The 15,631-nt window shown below is 52.3% G+C and carries 10 protein-coding genes; 3 read left to right on the top strand and 7 right to left on the bottom strand.

Annotated features, from left to right (window positions below; genetic code table 11):
* Positions 1–15: 15 nt before the first annotated feature.
* From MME58_RS00155 to MME58_RS00125, 7 genes are all read right to left on the bottom strand, one after another.
* Positions 16–1,218, bottom strand: coding sequence for an MFS transporter (locus MME58_RS00155; protein ID WP_054986912.1), 1,203 nt, complete (start codon positions 1,216–1,218; stop codon positions 16–18).
* Positions 1,215–2,930 carry a class I tRNA ligase family protein gene (locus MME58_RS00150; protein ID WP_054986911.1) on the bottom strand — a complete coding sequence of 572 codons (1,716 nt, stop codon included), beginning with the start codon at positions 2,928–2,930 and terminating at the stop codon, positions 1,215–1,217. Before MME58_RS00150 ends, MME58_RS00155 begins: the two co-directional genes overlap by 4 nt.
* The gene (locus MME58_RS00145; protein ID WP_054986910.1) at positions 2,927–3,283 is read right to left on the bottom strand and encodes a cupin domain-containing protein; all 357 of its coding nucleotides are present in this window, start codon (positions 3,281–3,283) and stop codon (positions 2,927–2,929) included. The genes MME58_RS00150 and MME58_RS00145 overlap by 4 nt, the downstream gene beginning before the upstream one ends.
* A 2-nt stretch (positions 3,284–3,285) precedes the next feature.
* Positions 3,286–4,629 (bottom strand): lysine N(6)-hydroxylase/L-ornithine N(5)-oxygenase family protein, encoded by a 1,344-nt coding sequence (locus tag MME58_RS00140; protein ID WP_055005200.1) that lies wholly within the window; start codon positions 4,627–4,629, stop codon positions 3,286–3,288.
* 109 nt (positions 4,630–4,738) lie between these two features.
* Positions 4,739–5,107, bottom strand: coding sequence for a cupin domain-containing protein (locus MME58_RS00135; protein ID WP_055005201.1), 369 nt, complete (start codon positions 5,105–5,107; stop codon positions 4,739–4,741).
* A 39-nt stretch (positions 5,108–5,146) separates the two neighbouring features.
* The gene (locus MME58_RS00130; protein ID WP_082427151.1) at positions 5,147–9,337 is read right to left on the bottom strand and encodes a non-ribosomal peptide synthetase; all 4,191 of its coding nucleotides are present in this window, start codon (positions 9,335–9,337) and stop codon (positions 5,147–5,149) included.
* A 90-nt stretch (positions 9,338–9,427) separates the two neighbouring features.
* Positions 9,428–12,886, bottom strand: a complete 3,459-nt coding sequence (locus MME58_RS00125) for a non-ribosomal peptide synthetase (RefSeq protein WP_054986905.1) — start codon at positions 12,884–12,886, stop codon at positions 9,428–9,430.
* Between the two features lie 362 nt (positions 12,887–13,248).
* On the opposite strand from MME58_RS00125, the gene MME58_RS00120 reads away from it, so the two are divergent.
* From MME58_RS00120 to MME58_RS27635, 3 genes are all read left to right on the top strand, one after another.
* Entirely contained in the window at positions 13,249–13,680 is a 432-nt protein-coding gene (locus tag MME58_RS00120; protein WP_055005203.1) for an ACT domain-containing protein, read from the top strand.
* 152 nt (positions 13,681–13,832) lie between these two features.
* The gene (locus tag MME58_RS00115; RefSeq protein WP_147470822.1) at positions 13,833–14,729 is read left to right on the top strand and encodes a hypothetical protein; all 897 of its coding nucleotides are present in this window, start codon (positions 13,833–13,835) and stop codon (positions 14,727–14,729) included.
* Between the two features lie 100 nt (positions 14,730–14,829).
* The gene (locus MME58_RS27635) at positions 14,830–15,078 is read left to right on the top strand and encodes an NAD(P)-binding domain-containing protein (protein WP_221034556.1); all 249 of its coding nucleotides are present in this window, start codon (positions 14,830–14,832) and stop codon (positions 15,076–15,078) included.
* Positions 15,079–15,631: the final 553 nt, after the last annotated feature.

The raw sequence follows: 15,631 nt of genomic DNA, 5'->3' as shown, positions 1-15,631 counted from the left end.
TTAACGAGTGTGCGGTTACTGAGCAGCGCTGGCCGGACGGATTGAAAACCAGCGGGCCGAACATAAAGTAAACAAAGCAACGATGATGAGACTGGCGATTACGGGGAGCGCGCTGACATGATCAATTGCGTACCCACCTGCCACTGCCACAACAGCCATGCCCAAAGGCGCAATCGAATGGAAGGTCACCATGACGACGCTGATCTCTTGTACGGGTGTTTCGGTCAGCAGGTCATTGTAAGCACGCATGAAAACAACCTCGAAGATGAACATGAAAATAAAGTAGGTGGGTATGACAATGGCGCTAGAGGAAACCAGGAAGGGTACCGCCAGCGCCGCAAACCCCAACATAAATGTTTGATCATTTGAGAGAGAGTGGGAGTTGTTTTTGAAGAGGGCGGTAGTGACGAATAGAGCTCCCAGGAAAATGCCCAAGACACTCACGCAATGAAAGACACCCACGCCAGACTGACTGAGTTGCAGGTGAGTCATGGGTATCCAGCTACGCGCTATCAGGTGAGCGCCCTGGAAGATCACGACACTCAGGGTCAGGACGGTGAAAGGCCTGACTAACTGAGGCTGACGGGACAGCAGGTTCAGGCAGGCGCTGAAAACTCGCGTTGCGTTCTGCTGCCCATTTTCTTCAGGCTCGATAGATGGCAAGCCGCGGTAAAGTGCGGCGGCACAGATACTTAATGGCGCACACAGGAGAATCGCAGTTTGAACGCCGTAGCTGTCATACAACCAAGCACCCAGTGCCCCTCCCAAGGCTGAGCCGAGGTAATAAGAGGTCATCATCCACGTGTTAGCATCGGTCAGGATGGCTGCACTGAACAAGTGCTTTACCAGTTTGGCGCGAGTGCTTTTGATAATGATCTCCGCAAAGCCTCGCAAGAATACGGTGACCACTATCACCGCCAAGGCCTCTTCGATCCAGAGGGCCAATGTCAGAAACGCGATGAAACTGAGCACTTCGACTGTCATCAGCAGTCGTACGGGACTGATGCGTTGGCACAGCCAGCCTGCCAGTCCCACGAATAGGACGGGAGCGCCAAACTGGACCGCATAGATACCGGACGCCAGAAGCGTGGAGTGGAATCCATTAAAGAGATGGATCGACACCGCAATCATGATGGCAAAGCTGCACAGCATGCTCAGAAACATGGCCGACCACATCCGCTTGAAAGGCGAGACGCGAACCAAGGCTTGTATGTTCATGCTGTAGTGTTCTTGAGTGTCTTTAACATGGTGGGACCTTGGTATTCAGGAATAGATGAGATTGATTGCTCATGCTCCTCTGTTGGCCTGCCCACCCCATTGCTCTGGAGTTCATAGCGTCGCTTTGGTTGCTTATGGATGGGCGCGAGAAGCAGGGTAGGGTCAAGTTTTGCAATGGCTAAACGGTGTATGGATTGAGGCGACGTCTTTCCTGGGGCGGATTCTTGAATGTGGAACGCCTGCTTGAGGCGTTCGCAAAATGCAGGCATGAGGGGTTTTGCAAAGTGCGAGACGTAACAAAGGCCAAGGCTGACAAACGCCATGCGGTTGTTGATGGTCATCCCTGCGCCGTCAAGCGACGTCGAGTTTGCCTTGTCTGACAGCAACCTCAAGAGTTGGGCCGTTGTTTCGGCCGCTTGTCGCAGGCAAAAAGTCTCCAGCGAGTACAGGCGCATCATGCGCTCGGCATATCGCGTGAAGTGAGTGTGCTGGTCCCTGACGTCCACCTCGTCAAACGGATGCTGGGTTATGGCTTGCGCAATCTGATCCAGAGGGGTGTGCAGTTTCTGTTTGATGGCTTCGATGAATTCTTTTTCGGAAAAGTTGGCAGTCTGAGTTTCAGGGTTGACGAGTGCCAGGAAGAATCGGACATTGTCGGCGCCGTAATCTTTCAACAAGTCGGCTGCCCAGATCAAATGCCCTCTGCTGGTGGAGAACTTCTGGTTCTCCAGGTGGAAGAACTCGTTGGTGATGATTGCTGTCGGCGTGACCATGTCGCCGTGCGCCAATTGCAGGGCCAAGTGAACCAGTGAAAAATAGTAACTGTTATCAAATCCCATGAACTGGACCAGTTGATATCTACTCTCCGGCTGCCACAGCGCATCGGGCGATACCTTGGCGGTCATATGAATCAACCCGGGTAACATTTCCGCCCAAACATTCAATACCTGGTTCTCGCAGCCACTGAAGGGGGCACGAATCCCCCAATGGCTGGGATAGGTGATCGGGAAGTCCTCCAGAGGACGGGACATCATTTCATCTAGGAACGTACGCAGGTGAGGCCGCATGATGGTCTTCTTCTGCTGATAAAGCGCGATCATCGCGCTGCGATACTTTTCTAGCGGCAGTACTTTAATGGTGAGGGTACGGTATTCGATTTCTTCCCCATCCGCTGCATTGCCGAACGAAGGAAACATCAGAGAATTAGCATCATTTGGATGACCGCAGGTTTCGCAGATTGCTCCGGCAGTGCTGCTGTAGCATTCCGGACAAATACCACTGACGTAAGCTTCGAACAGGTAGCGCTGCTGCTTTTTGCTGTAAGGGAAAACCACGTTTTTATCACAAATGATTCCGCGCTGTTCCAACGCTGAGAAAAACTGCTGAACGTCCTCGATGTAGTGTTCGTCGGGAGCGGAGAAAGAGTCAGTGTCAATATCACCGGCACGCAACGTGGAAAGAATCTCTTCGTTGCACCTTGCTGCTAAGGCGTGGGGCTCAACACCGAGTTTTTCGGCTCGGGTGACGACATAGGTCTGATGATCATCACCACTGCTGAGATAGATCACTTCATGCCCCAGGAGCTTTTGGGCGCGACTGAAAACATCTGCGGCGAGATAGGGCCCGGACAAGTGACCAACATGCAGGTCGCCGTTAGTGGTTGGTGGCGTAGCTGTGACCAGGTATTTAGCTCTCCCGTTATTTTTTTTCATGCGTCTACTCCTGTTTTCTCTGTGCTCCAGACGCTAAAGACTTCAAGTATTGCAGTGCTCGACACGTTTTGGAAATAGTGCTGAGTGTTGGGTTGTACCCAAATAGCGTCGCCCGCCTGAATCATTTCTGATCGGTCCTGTACCCAGAAAATTCCAGTGCCACTGCACACATAAAAAAACTCGTATTCATCGTGGGCGTGGGCATGTGATTGCTCCCCGGCCGCAATAACTGAAAGTGCAGCACCGTTGTTCGAGGGTTCCTGTTTGTTCCACGGTAGATAGCGAGCAAAACGGCAGCCGTATTCGTTTTTGAAGTGTGCGTCCGCTTTACGAGTAATTGAGTACGCGTTCATGTTCAGCTGCATTCCATGGTAGAGGCGGTTTCATCGGAGCGGGTGGCAGTTGGCGCTTTGCTGGTAGCGTCGAGAATGTCGCGGGCTCGGAAAGGCAGGATCGATATCAAGCTACTGGTCAGGCCGTGACTGTGCTCGGTTGGGCCTTGGACAAAAAGGCGAGCAGAGACCGCAGGCAGGGTTTCAACGGCGTAATCCCTGGCAACTTTCAATGAGCCATCCGGGTGGCGCAGCAGTAAATGGTCCACGCCGCTCAGAAGGCGGTGAGCGTTTTGATGGTTGTATCCTGTGGCGAGAATTACGGCGTCGTAGCAATCGGTTGTGGTTGCTTGCGTAAGGTCGTCCCGCAAGGTGACGTGAACGGCGTGATCGTCGTTTCTGACATGGGTCAGCGAGTGATAATTGAGTGTTCGAGCGCGACTGCGCCCCGCGAGTTTTTCTTCATACAACTGTCCATACAGCGCCTGAATCAAGTCCTCATCGACGGCTGCATAGTTGGTATGACGCAGCTGACGTAACGTGCGCTCTTTGATCGTCGAGGACGACAGGTAAAAAGCGTCGACGCTTACCGGATCGAAGACTTCATTGCTGAATGCGCTGCTGTTGGCAGGCATCAGAGAATGGTTGCGGATGGCAAGGTCCACTCGGGCGTCTGGAAATTCCTGCAACATGTGCTGGAAAATCTCCGCTGCACTTTGTCCTCCACCCACGATCAGCGCGCGGAACGCAGGGTTTTTCTCGATGGTTTTTAGTATCTCCAGGCGAGAAAGATATTGGGAGCTATGGAAGAGCCTGGCATTCATGTCTTGCATCGAAATACCACAGGGAAGTACGGGACTGCCACCTGTCGCCATCACGATATTTCGAGCGCGCTTGATCGTGCGTTCACCGCTATTGAGGTCGCTGCAATGAACTTCAAAACAATCTACGTTGCCTTTTGAATTCTCAATAGGCTGAATCATTGAGGCTGAGCAGGCGTACTGTACTCGGTTGGTGAACTTGTCTGCGGCCCATGCGAAATAGGCTTGGTAATCGCCGCGTGAGGGATAAAGTGCACGCAGGTTGATAAAGCTGTTGAGTCTCTCCTGTTCATGGAGGTAGTTGATAAACGTGAAGGGACTGGTAGGGTCCTTTTGAGTAATGAGGTCTTTTAAGAACATAACCTGCATTTTAGCCCCGGGTAGCATCATGTCCCCGTGCCAAGAAAAACTGGCTTTGTCCTCAATGAAACCTGCGACCCCTTTATAATCAGCTGAGGACATTGCAACGGCCAGGGCCAAGTTAGAAGGGCCAAAGCCGATGCCTAAAATATCGTAAGTGTCACTGCTATTGAGACTGCAATACATAAATAGGCCTCAGAAAATATCGTGTAAAATACCAGCAGGGGTGACAATCAACGTGGGTGTGCGACGTTTAGCGGCTCGGCTCGGCACACCGGATTTTTATAGCTGCCGTTCAGGCCGGCATGTAATGGGCAAAGAACTTTTTAGTCGGTTCCAACACTTCCCACTGCCCCGTGAAACCTGCCGGAACGACAATGCTGTCACCCGGAACGAAAGTTTTGCTATTGCCTAGGTTGTCGGTAATTATAACTTTGCCACTGAGCATGTAATAAAACTCATCCTCTTCGTAGATGCACAAAAATTTACCCGGTGTGCTCTCCCATATACCAGAGGTGAACCGCTTATCCTGGCTGCGGAAGTAGACGCTGTTGGTGATATCGGGGTCGCCTGAAATAAGGCGGTCTGGGCCTTTTTTTACATTGAAAATTTCGGCTTCGGATGTTCCTAGTATTACGATGTCATCAATTTTTGGCTGGGACATATCTATCTCCTTTGAAGTTGGTTGATACGACGAGGGTGCTTATTCGATGAGTTTCGCAATCTGATTGGCGTGGGCGGCACTCATTAAGGAATAATGATCGCCGTTCACGATCACGGCTTTTTGGTTATGCTGATTTGTCAGAGCCGGTGTCGGACGATAGGGGGTTAAATGAAAAAATCTATGCGACCCGGCATTCGAGGCTTGTAGCAGCAAGAAATCACTCGCGATTGACGGAGGCGGAACATACGCAAGCAGCCGCTCGTACAATGCCTGGTACGTGCGGTACAATTTGAAGAGTTCGCGATGACCTACTTCTGCCAAGGCTGGGTGCTGAAGTGCTAAGTGGCTGTAAGCACTATCGAAATGCTCCAGTGGCGGAGCATGGTTTTCGCCGAGTGTGAAATCCTGTAGATAGTCACTGAAGAATCCAATGACTGAGTGCCGTTCTGGGTAACTAGGTGTTTTTTGGCCGGAGGCGGTATAGCTGTCGATGAGAAACAAATGAAGGGGTGGACGTCCTTGGCGCGTAGCTTGCTCGGCTATTGCCGTAGCAATCATACCGCCCATGGACCAGCCTACGAGATAAGTTGCCGTAATGTCGATCTCGCAAGAAAGTTGATCAAGATAATGATGTGCAAGGGCCTCCAGCGTTTTGGGTATCTGTTCGACTGAAGGGCAGTAGAGTCCATAAATGTCGAAATTGAATGAAAGTGTGTCAATTAAGGGCTTGTAGGAGACAAGGTGTCCTCCCACAGGATGGACGAGGACAAGAGGCATTGCGTTGTCATTGCCCTTTCTGAGCAGGACGAAAGATCCAGAATCAGCCTGCTGTATTTTTATGTTGCCAATGAGGATGGCTTGCTTGGCAATCGTTGAATAGTCAAAGAAATTTGAAAGAGAAATATTGACGTTGTACCGGTCATTGATTTCGCGAATTAACTTGATTGCGGATAATGAGGTGCCTCCAGCGGCGAAGAAGTCCATGTCAACAGTAGAAATAGTTGTCGAGCCGATCTCGTTCCAAAGTTGCACCAGTTCGTGTTCTATCTCACTGTGGCTACCCTGAGCAGTGAGCACTTTGCCGGCGGGAAGAAGTAGCGAGCCGAGCGCTGCCGTGTCACGCTTCTGATTGGCAGTCAGAGGCATGCTATCAATACAGATAATCTGATCGGGAATGCTGTAAAGCGGGAGGCTGGCAGTGAGTGATGATCTTAACGCGTCAAAACCTTCGAAGGTGCGCGGATCTGTAACGATAGCCGCGGCCAAGCGTCTACCGGCATTCTCACCAATCAGCAGGCAGGCTGCGGCAGTGACTCCCGTTGACTGCAGCAAGTATTTTTCGACCTCCGAAAGATCGGCTCGGTAGCCTCGTACTTTGATTTGATTGTCGCGGCGCCCCAGGAACTCCAGAGTTCCATCTGGCCAGTAGCAACCGTAATCGCCTGTTCGATAAAGCCGGGAATTATCGTCAGCTGACTCGACGAAACTTTGCGTCGTTAATGCCTGATCGTGATGATAGCCTGCCGCGACGCCAGCGCCGCCGATGTAAAGCTCACCGGGTACCCAGTTGGGCTGGTGCTGCATGTCACGGCTCAGGACATGAAACGTCTGGTTGTCCAGAGGGTACCCATAAGGGATGCTTTTCCAGTCGCGGCTGACTTCGTTGACTTCATAGTAATTGGACCAGATGGATGCCTCGGTCGCCCCACCCAGTGCTATCAGGCGCACGTGCGGGCAATAGGCTTTCAAGCGCTTGGGCAGTGATAGAGGAACCCAGTCACCGCTTAACAGAACGAGCCTCAAGGAAGACAGGACCTGGGTCGCCCGATCGCCAAGGTGATCCAGTAACATCTCCAGAAGGGCCGGGACTGTATTCCATACCGTTACCCTGGACTGGGTCAGGCACTGAGCCCACGTTTGCGGGTCGCGCTGAGCATTGGCTGGTGGGAGAACGATCGTCGCTCCGGTGGCAATACTGCCCAGCAAGTCGAATACCGACAGATCGAAGTTCAATTCGGACAGCGAAAGGATACGGTCGCTGCTCGATAATCCGAACCGGTGCATGATGGAAAAAATCGTGTTTTGCACAGCGCCATGTCTGATCGCCACGCCCTTGGGCGTTCCCGTGGAGCCTGAGGTATAGATGACATATGCGAGTTCTTGAGCGTCGGGTTGGCGCAAGGTATCCGTCGCCTGTCCTGACACTGGGCCGTCGATATCAATCCTGTGGAGCTCACCAGATTCGTCTGCCAGTTTTGTCTGTCCGCGTGCGTCAAGCAGCACGGTATTGACTTGGCTTTTGGTCAATACCTCTTTTATGCGTTGGATCGGCCAATCGATGTGCAGGGGCAGGTAGGCCTTGCCCGCCTGAATGATAGCCAGCGCCGCCATATATTGTGCAGGAGACTTTTCAGCCAGAACGGCTACCACATCGGAGACTTGATCGGTCTGGGCGACGCTGTTGATCGCCCCTGCAAAATGGCTGATGCGGGCTGCAAGTTCGCCATAGGCTATCTGTGTTCCATCGCTGTCTATTGCACAGAGGTGGGGCAAGCGGTTTATTTGCTGATTGGCCAGTTCGAATAGCCCGGGCCCGCCCCAGGTTACGGTAGTATCGTTGGCGTTTCGCCGACCTTGGGTGAGCGCTGCATCTAGGGGAATCTTCCAGGAAGCCAGCCAGTGTTCGGCATGTTCAGCGAGATGCATCAGCATCTGCTGGTGAGTGAAGGCCAGTTCCTCGATCAAATGCGCAGGAAACGCATCCGCTACGTAATCAAATTGAGTGACCAGTTGGCCGGAGTCTTCGAACACTTGGTGATCGAGAACGACCTGGGGCGTGTGCATGGACTTGCGATCAAGCTCCCAGCCAGGGAGCTCAATGCGTTGCGGCACCTCATTCTGCCCATGTGCATCAAGCCCCGAGGCGAAGACATACGGGATGTTGCTCAGGCCCGTGTCACTGCTGGACGCGCGAATGCGATGGGCAACTTGGGTAGCAGAAACCATGCTGTGCTGAAGGTCATATGATAATTGCGCCTGTACGGTTTTTGCGCAGGTCAGGAATGTGTCGCCTTCAGACTTCATTTCCAGCAACAAGGTCGAACCGAAATTGCCCAATTCCTCATTGATCTGCTCCGCACTGATGATGTGCGCACGAGCACTGACCATTACGGTCAGGCAGAAGTGATCACACTCTGACCATTTTCTCAGGACCTCTGCATAGAGCGAACAAAGAGCGGCATTGGCTGTCAAGTTGTAGTGGTTTGCATGTTGCTGAAAGCTTTGCCATGACAGGGCCGGAAGCCTGTGTGTGATCCGCGTGAATGAGGATTGACGCGTCTCGGTCGGGATGGTCTTTCGGCCAGAGGGTAACTGCGGACCACTGGGCAGTTCGCCCAGTCGTCGTGTCCAATAAGCGATAGCGTTTCTATACTGCTGGCTTTGTCGATAATGCGTCAGTGCCCTGATAAACGAGGGGTACAGGCTTTCAGCGCCAGCCTCGGGGTAAGCGTCGGCTTTGTATAAGGCTGTGAAGTCACGGTAGATCAGCGTGATGGACCGCGCGTCCAGTACAAAGAGACGCGTACTGAGGATCACGTAGTGGCAGCTATCGTTGTCGATCACAGCGCAGCCCAATTGTGGACCTTGCGACAGATCAGGGAGCAATGCCGCGGATGAGCCGAGTAGGGTCTCATACCTGGCGAGCGCCTCTATCGGGTCAGGGATAGACTCATACAGAGGACGCCATGCGCGAGGCGTCGGGTCGATATATTGCCCACCCAGCTCAGGGGAGGCTTTCACCCTCAGCATCGGATGCTTGAGAAACAACGCGTTAATGGTCCGGACCAGCCGTTCGATATCAAGATCGATGACTTTATAGCCCTGGGTGACGAAAGCCGGAGTACTGAGCGTATCAAGTTCCGATTCGCCGACGAGATAGGCCGTTTGCAGATCAGTCATCGGGAAAACAGCGTTGTCCGGTTGTTCGTGCCGATCGACTACCAAAATGCCAGGATTGAGATTGATACAGGTCAGCACTTCTCTGGAAGCGTTATTGACTTGGGCAATCAACGTTTCAGCTGGGCAAGGGGAAGGGATATCGAGTTCCAGTGATCCACGTCGCTTGTGTACCGAGATTCCATGCTCAGCCAAGGACCATAACAAGTCCTCTACCGGTTTTGCTTGAGCGTCGTCAGGCAAATCAACGTGACGATTTGGGTTAAGCGACATGTTTCTCTGACCTCCCTGTTATTGCGAATTCATGGCAGCGTCGAGCACTCGGTCGGCCATCGATGATGTCGACCGGGTGATTTCTACCCTTTATAGATACGAAGCGAGATTCTCAATGGTCCCGTTGTCGCTCAACAGGTCCTTGAGTTCGAAGTCAAACCCGTCCAGTCGCGACAGTGCATACACCTGCAGTGCAAGGAGCGAATTGCCCCCCAATGCCAGAAACGGGGTGCGGACATCGATTTCATCGAGACGTAGCGTTTGCTGCCATATGCCAGCCAATCGTTCTTGTGCCTGGCTGCTTGCCCCTGTGCGTTGCATGGGTAAAGAGGCTTGGCCGCGGGTGTAAGCACCATGCCCTGCCTTGTTGGGGACAACAGTTTTGTTCAATTGGCCAACCAGTTCACCCAGGGTTTTGGCTGTTCCCATGCCAATCGTATTCAAGATCGAATGGAAATCCTCCAAGACTTCACTGACCTTGGTTGGCGAGAAAAAACCTTTGTCGTACTTGACCTGAAAGTAGAGCGTTTCCTCCGGCATGGCTTCAATTGCAAAAGGATAGTTAGTCCAGCCGACATAACGTTCTTGCCGAATCTTGATGCCTTTTTTAGCTCGCCAGTCGGAGGTTCGGGGGAAGTTCTCGAAAATCAGCAGCGTTTCGAACAAGGGTTGGTCACTGGCTACTTCAGCGCCAGCCTGTACCAGTGGCAATGGATAATGCTCATAGGCGCGGGCTCCGACCTGAACGCCTTGTACTTCCTGAAGCCACTGGGCCAGCGTGGCTTGCGGTGATACGCAGAGCCGCATGGGCAAACTATTGATGAAAATACCCACCATATCTTGAACGCCGGCCAGATCGACCGGGCGATGGGTAATGGTGATGCCAAAGCAGATATCGCGCTGCTGGCTATGCTTGGCCAATACCAGCGCCCATGCTCCCTGCACCAGGGTGTTCAGGGTCAACTGATTCTTTCTGCCGAAGGTGAGCAGCCGCTCGGTTTCGAGCTCAGTCATGTCCAAGCGAGCCTCCGCATGCAGTTCTTGAGCACTGGCGGAGAGGTTCAGCTTTTCAGACTGGCTGATAATGGTTGGCGTGTTGAAACCCTTGAGGCGATTTTTCCAATAGGCCTTCGCGGCCGATACATCTTCTTGAGTCAGCGCGGTCACGTAATCCCTGAACGGTCTGGCCGCGGCTAATGTTGGGGGCGTCCCATCAAGCGCTGCACGGTAGAACTCTAATGAGTCACTCAGCAGAATGAACAGAGACCAGGCATCCAGGACCAGGTGGTGATAGCTCATGACCAGTTTGTACTGGTTGTTTCCAAGCGTTATCAATGTCAGCCGGAAAAGCGGCGCCTGTTCGTAGACGAAGCCGCGTCGCCGGTCTTCGCTCAAATACGCCTCGATAGATTGTTGCATCTGGGCTGGAGCTGTATGGGAGAGGTTCAGCGAGCTCCAGTCCAACTTTGCGTGTTCGTGGATGAATTGCAATGGTTCCATCAAGCCGTCGGTGACCACTGCGGTGCGCAGGATTTCGTGACGCTGCACCACCTGTTCCCATGCCTTGCGCAATGATGGCTCAACGACAGTGCCTTCCAAGTGATAGATGAATTGCTCGAAGTAAACACCCGAATCAGGGTCGAGCAGGGAGTGGAACAACATCCCTTTTTGCATGTCCGTCAACGCTGAGCAGGCTTGGGCTCCATGAGCCGTCATGACGTTACGCACATCGTTGTTGGGGATGAACGCGGCGTTGCTCGTACCCGGATCAACGATGTCGGCTCCCGGTTCACGAAGGCCTTGGGACTCTACATGCATGGCCATTTCCGCCACTGTCGGCGTTTCAAACACTTGTGTTGCCGATAGCCTCATGCCTAGCTGGCGCGCCTTGGCACTGATCAGAAATCCCTGTATGGAATCGCCACCCAGTGAGAAAAAGTTGTCAAGAATGCCGATACCTTCAATGCCCAGCACCTCTTCCCAGAGTTTACAAATCCGGGCCTGGGTCTCAGTAGTGGGGCGAGTCTTGTCTTCCGACAACTCAAGTTCCCAAGAGTGTGACTCACGTAGTGTCTTGCGATCGACTTTACCGTTATCGGTATAGGGAATGGCATCTACCACCAGGAACCTGGCCGGTACCATGTAGTCGGGGAGGCGATCGGCCAAGCTGGTACGAATAGCCGCCGCGCTCAGTTCTACGCCGGGCTCGAATGTTAGATATGCCGAAAGACGGGTGTTGCCGCTCGGCGCCCGAATGCCCACTACCACCGCTTTCTTTACCCCTGAGCAACGATTCAGATGCGCCTCGATCTCTCCGGGCTCTACGCGATATCCAGCCACTTTCAACTGGTCGTCTATCCGTCCCAAAAGGTCGATGCGGCCATCAGCATCTTGTTTCGCGATGTCCCCTGTTCGGAACGCCATTCCGTAAGGGGTATCGATAAAGCGCTCGCGGGTAAGCTCGGGCTGCTTGAAGTAGCCGTCGGCAATACCGGTGCCAGTGATGAGCAGTTCGCCAGGTTGTGCATCGGTGACTTTGCACAGCGATTCATCGACAATGATAGGTGTCAATTCCGCAGGAAAACCCACCGGCACGAAGCCGGCATATTCTTGTTCGGGGTGGCACTCCCAATGGCAGCTATAAAGCGCTTCTGTCAGGCCGTACAGGTTGAACAACCGGGCGGGCATATCACAGGCGAAAAATCTTGAGGGAAGGTCGCCAGGCATTACATCGCTGCTACTGAACACATAGCGTAGCGTCCGGTTCTGTTTGAACTCAGGTTCTTCAATCATCCCGGCCAACAGGGCTGGCACCGCTAGGAACACCGAGATCCCGCTCTGATTGATAGCATCGACAAGTTTCGAAGGGTCTCTATGCTCGCCGGGCGGCAGTACGACGATCACGCAGCCTGACAGCAGAGGCCAGAAAATTTCCCGGACAAGGTTGGTGACGCTCAAAGTGGTGCGCAGTAACTGTCGGTCTTTCTTGCTTAGAGGGAATCGCGTTTGCAACCAGCGCTGTCCGCTGACCAAGGCGCGATGGGATAGCATGACCCCTTTGGGTTGCCCGGTGGAACCCGAGGTGTAAAACAAGAAGGCTAGGCTATCGGCGTCGACGGCAGGCAGGTTCTGCAGGTCGTGGGCGTGCAGTGTGTCAATGAGTCTAATCAGGTTCAGCCTGACTCCAGTCCATGAACCGACAAAGTGCTCGCTTGCCTGGTCTGGCACTGTCACCAACGCCTGAGCGTCGGAATGGTTCAAGATCGCAGTTCGGCGCTCGTCCGTATCTTCCGGGTCGATGGGGACGCATGTGCAGCCGGCCTTGAGGATGCCAATGACCCCCGCCAGCATATCCAATGATCGCGGAACCTGGATCGCAACTCTGCTGCCGATGGGGATGCCCTCGGCAATCAAGCTGCGTGCAACCTGATCAGCCCGTTGTTCCAGTTGCGCATTGCTTATTGGTAAGTCATTGAACATCGCCGCTGTAGCGTCGGGAGCCAGCGTTGCTCGCGCAGTCAGAAAGTCATGTAAGCATTCGTTAAACATACCCTGGGCCTCTATCTATTCAAATCCATGTGATGCTGTAAATTTTGCAGCGCCCAGTCGTTATGAAGACTTATACAGCGATGCTGTAAATAGGCATCTTCAAAGTGATGCAGGCAAAGTGAAAAGTTTGCGGGCTAAGGTAGGTAAAAAACGCACCGCCTACTTTGTGTTCAAGCTATATCAAAACTGTAGAGAAGAAAAATATCGGATTTTCTGTAATGTATTCATTTTTGATATGGCTTGACAATATTATTTGCGTGCCTTCAGTATGAGTGAGTCGTGCGTTGACGTCAGTCCAATTAAGTTTTGAATTGAAGGGTTGTGGGCGGTTATTTAGTCGTAATATTTTAACGGAATGGTAAATGGGTATGGTCAATTTTGAGTTGATGTTCAGGGTGCACGCATCTGCGTATTCGATATATAAGTTGAAAGGTGTTCCAGAGGCTGCTTGCTTATCAATGGGCGCGGATTTTTTATCGTTATCGATTGCACTGAATGAAACCACTCTGATCTGCACGAGCAATATTCAGCTCGCGGGTTGTGTAGTCGAGCAGGCCAGCCTTGCCTGGCGTTGCCTTGAAGTGATCAGCGACCATCCAGCGGATGTCGTGGGTTTGATAGCCTTTGTCAGTAATACTTTAGCCGGCGCAGGTATCAGTATGCTGACGATTTCCTCTTTCGCGGGTGACTACTTTTTTGTAAAAGATGAATCGCTCGATCACGCCATCACGGTACTGGGTGCCGCGGGTAACATCTTTACCTCTATTACCGAGCCGCAGGGGGGTGCAGAGTGAGTCAAGTACGCTCATTGGAGGACCTCGCCGAATTGGGGAGGAAGGTCTGTGCCGTAGAGCCTGTCTTATTGGAGGGTAAATATAGTTTTACCAAAGACCGAGAGGTCTATTTGCGAGCTACGTTTGTCAGGAGGCTGGATCTGGAGGTTCGCATGCAGGCCTGGGTGGCCTCCCGCGTTTCTGCAGACATGCTGCTTTCTCGCCTCTCCCACCGTTGTCGCTTGGGCGAAAGGGTGCAATGGCCACAGCACTTTCCAGTACAGATCGTCGACTCCGATTACAATGTTGCATTGTTGAATAATGTGTTTCTCTATTTTCCGTTCGGGGCCGGACTTCGCAGCGAAGAAGAACAACATATATTCGGCTTCGAACTGGTAGCGGTGTCCATCAGAATTTTCAATGAAGTACATATTCCGGCATTGGAAATTATCGGTTCGAAAAATGCAAAGGCGTTAGTTGAAGAACGGCTTTCCAAACGATTGGAAGAGGTTGTTTGCCTTTACTCCCTGTTGCATGAAATGTGTCATCGAGTTGGCGTGTGGCGAGTGATTCCTTCAAAAGACAAATCGTTGTGCATCAGTGGTAAGAACCTAGCGATTGTTGGAGAGCTCTGGGCTGATCTACAGCTTGTTGAAAATGCCAAGGAGTTCCCGGAACTTATGCTGTTCATTTTTTTGAATCGTATTTTCTGGTATGCCCGCAAGGGATATAGCGTCAACGTACAACACGGTGACTTGAACAGTGACAATGATGCTTGGGGCGGGGTTTACCTGTGGGTGAGGTTGCGCGACGCTGGGGCCCTCTCTATTAATCAGGTGACTGGAAAGTTGGATTTCGAGTTGGACGCTATGGCGGATGTATTCAGTGCCTGTTATTGGGAACTTGAGGAGTTAGGGGCGTCGTGCCTTGCGGCGGGAGCCGAAGGAGATGCGCTCGTCAATCAATGGAAGTTGAGTGTTTTGTCTGGTGCCCTTGAGCAACAAGTTTTGCCCTTTGAGTTGCAGGGAATTTATGCGCTATGCAGGGGGGTGCCTGAATCGTTTCATTGATGTAATTGTGTCGTGTCGAGTTTGCTCAGGCTTGTTTCGTAGATAAAGTACTGTTTATGAGAACTATACATATGTTGGGCGCACGGCACATGGGGGAGCCATTCTTTACGGCCTTCGCCAACAACTGAAGGATACTGACAGTCATCGTGTTACTGAAGTTAATGCCGAACGTAGCGCCTGGTATTCCAGTGATAATTTCCGAGTCAGTACCCGCCTCGAGACGATTGAGGATGATGACATTATTGTTCTGGCAGTTCATCCGCAGAAGTTTGCGCAGGCAGTGATGCAGAGCGGAGGACTCAAACAGCATCGCGGCCCGGTGATTTCCGTCATGTCAGGCCCATGTTAGGTTTTATCTCTGCTGTGCCGACATGGGCAATGTAGTTATGTGCATCAGCAATCGCCACGAGCAGTTCCCGGAAGTCATCACCAGTCCAAGGTTCTACCTTTTTCAAATATTCCCAAACGTAGGCAGTTTAAGCTCGCTGGCCTATGTTCACCATGGATTTGCCATAAGTTAGCGGTCGCTCCAATAGCTTCACGGAATGCTTGATGAAGCTAGGAGCCTTGACCACGACTTCACTGACTTTGTAGAGGTTGAGCAACGCGTCTGATTCAAAATTTAGGGTCTCCAGTCTGAGTCCCGAGGACATGAACCCCACCAGGCTCTGGATTTTCTTCTCAAGCGGGTATCGGGCGAACATTGCGGTGGCGTTTTACAACGACTTCAAGAAACCATCGAACACCTCCACCGACCAAGGCTCAATTTGGGCTGCTCGCCCGAATGCTGGCTAACTCGGAGCCATCCATGAGGTGTATGAATTCTTAGATTTAAGGTTGCCGGCACAACCGTAAATTCTTAACCGGCTAGGGTTAGGCTGACCTTGAGAAAATCGAAGACT

It is taken from the genome of Pseudomonas syringae pv. tagetis (assembly GCF_022557255.1).
Lineage (GTDB): Bacteria > Pseudomonadota > Gammaproteobacteria > Pseudomonadales > Pseudomonadaceae > Aquipseudomonas > Aquipseudomonas caricapapayae.
The sequence above is the reverse complement of the archived record's forward strand: the minus strand, read 5'-3'. Positions and strand labels throughout refer to the sequence as shown.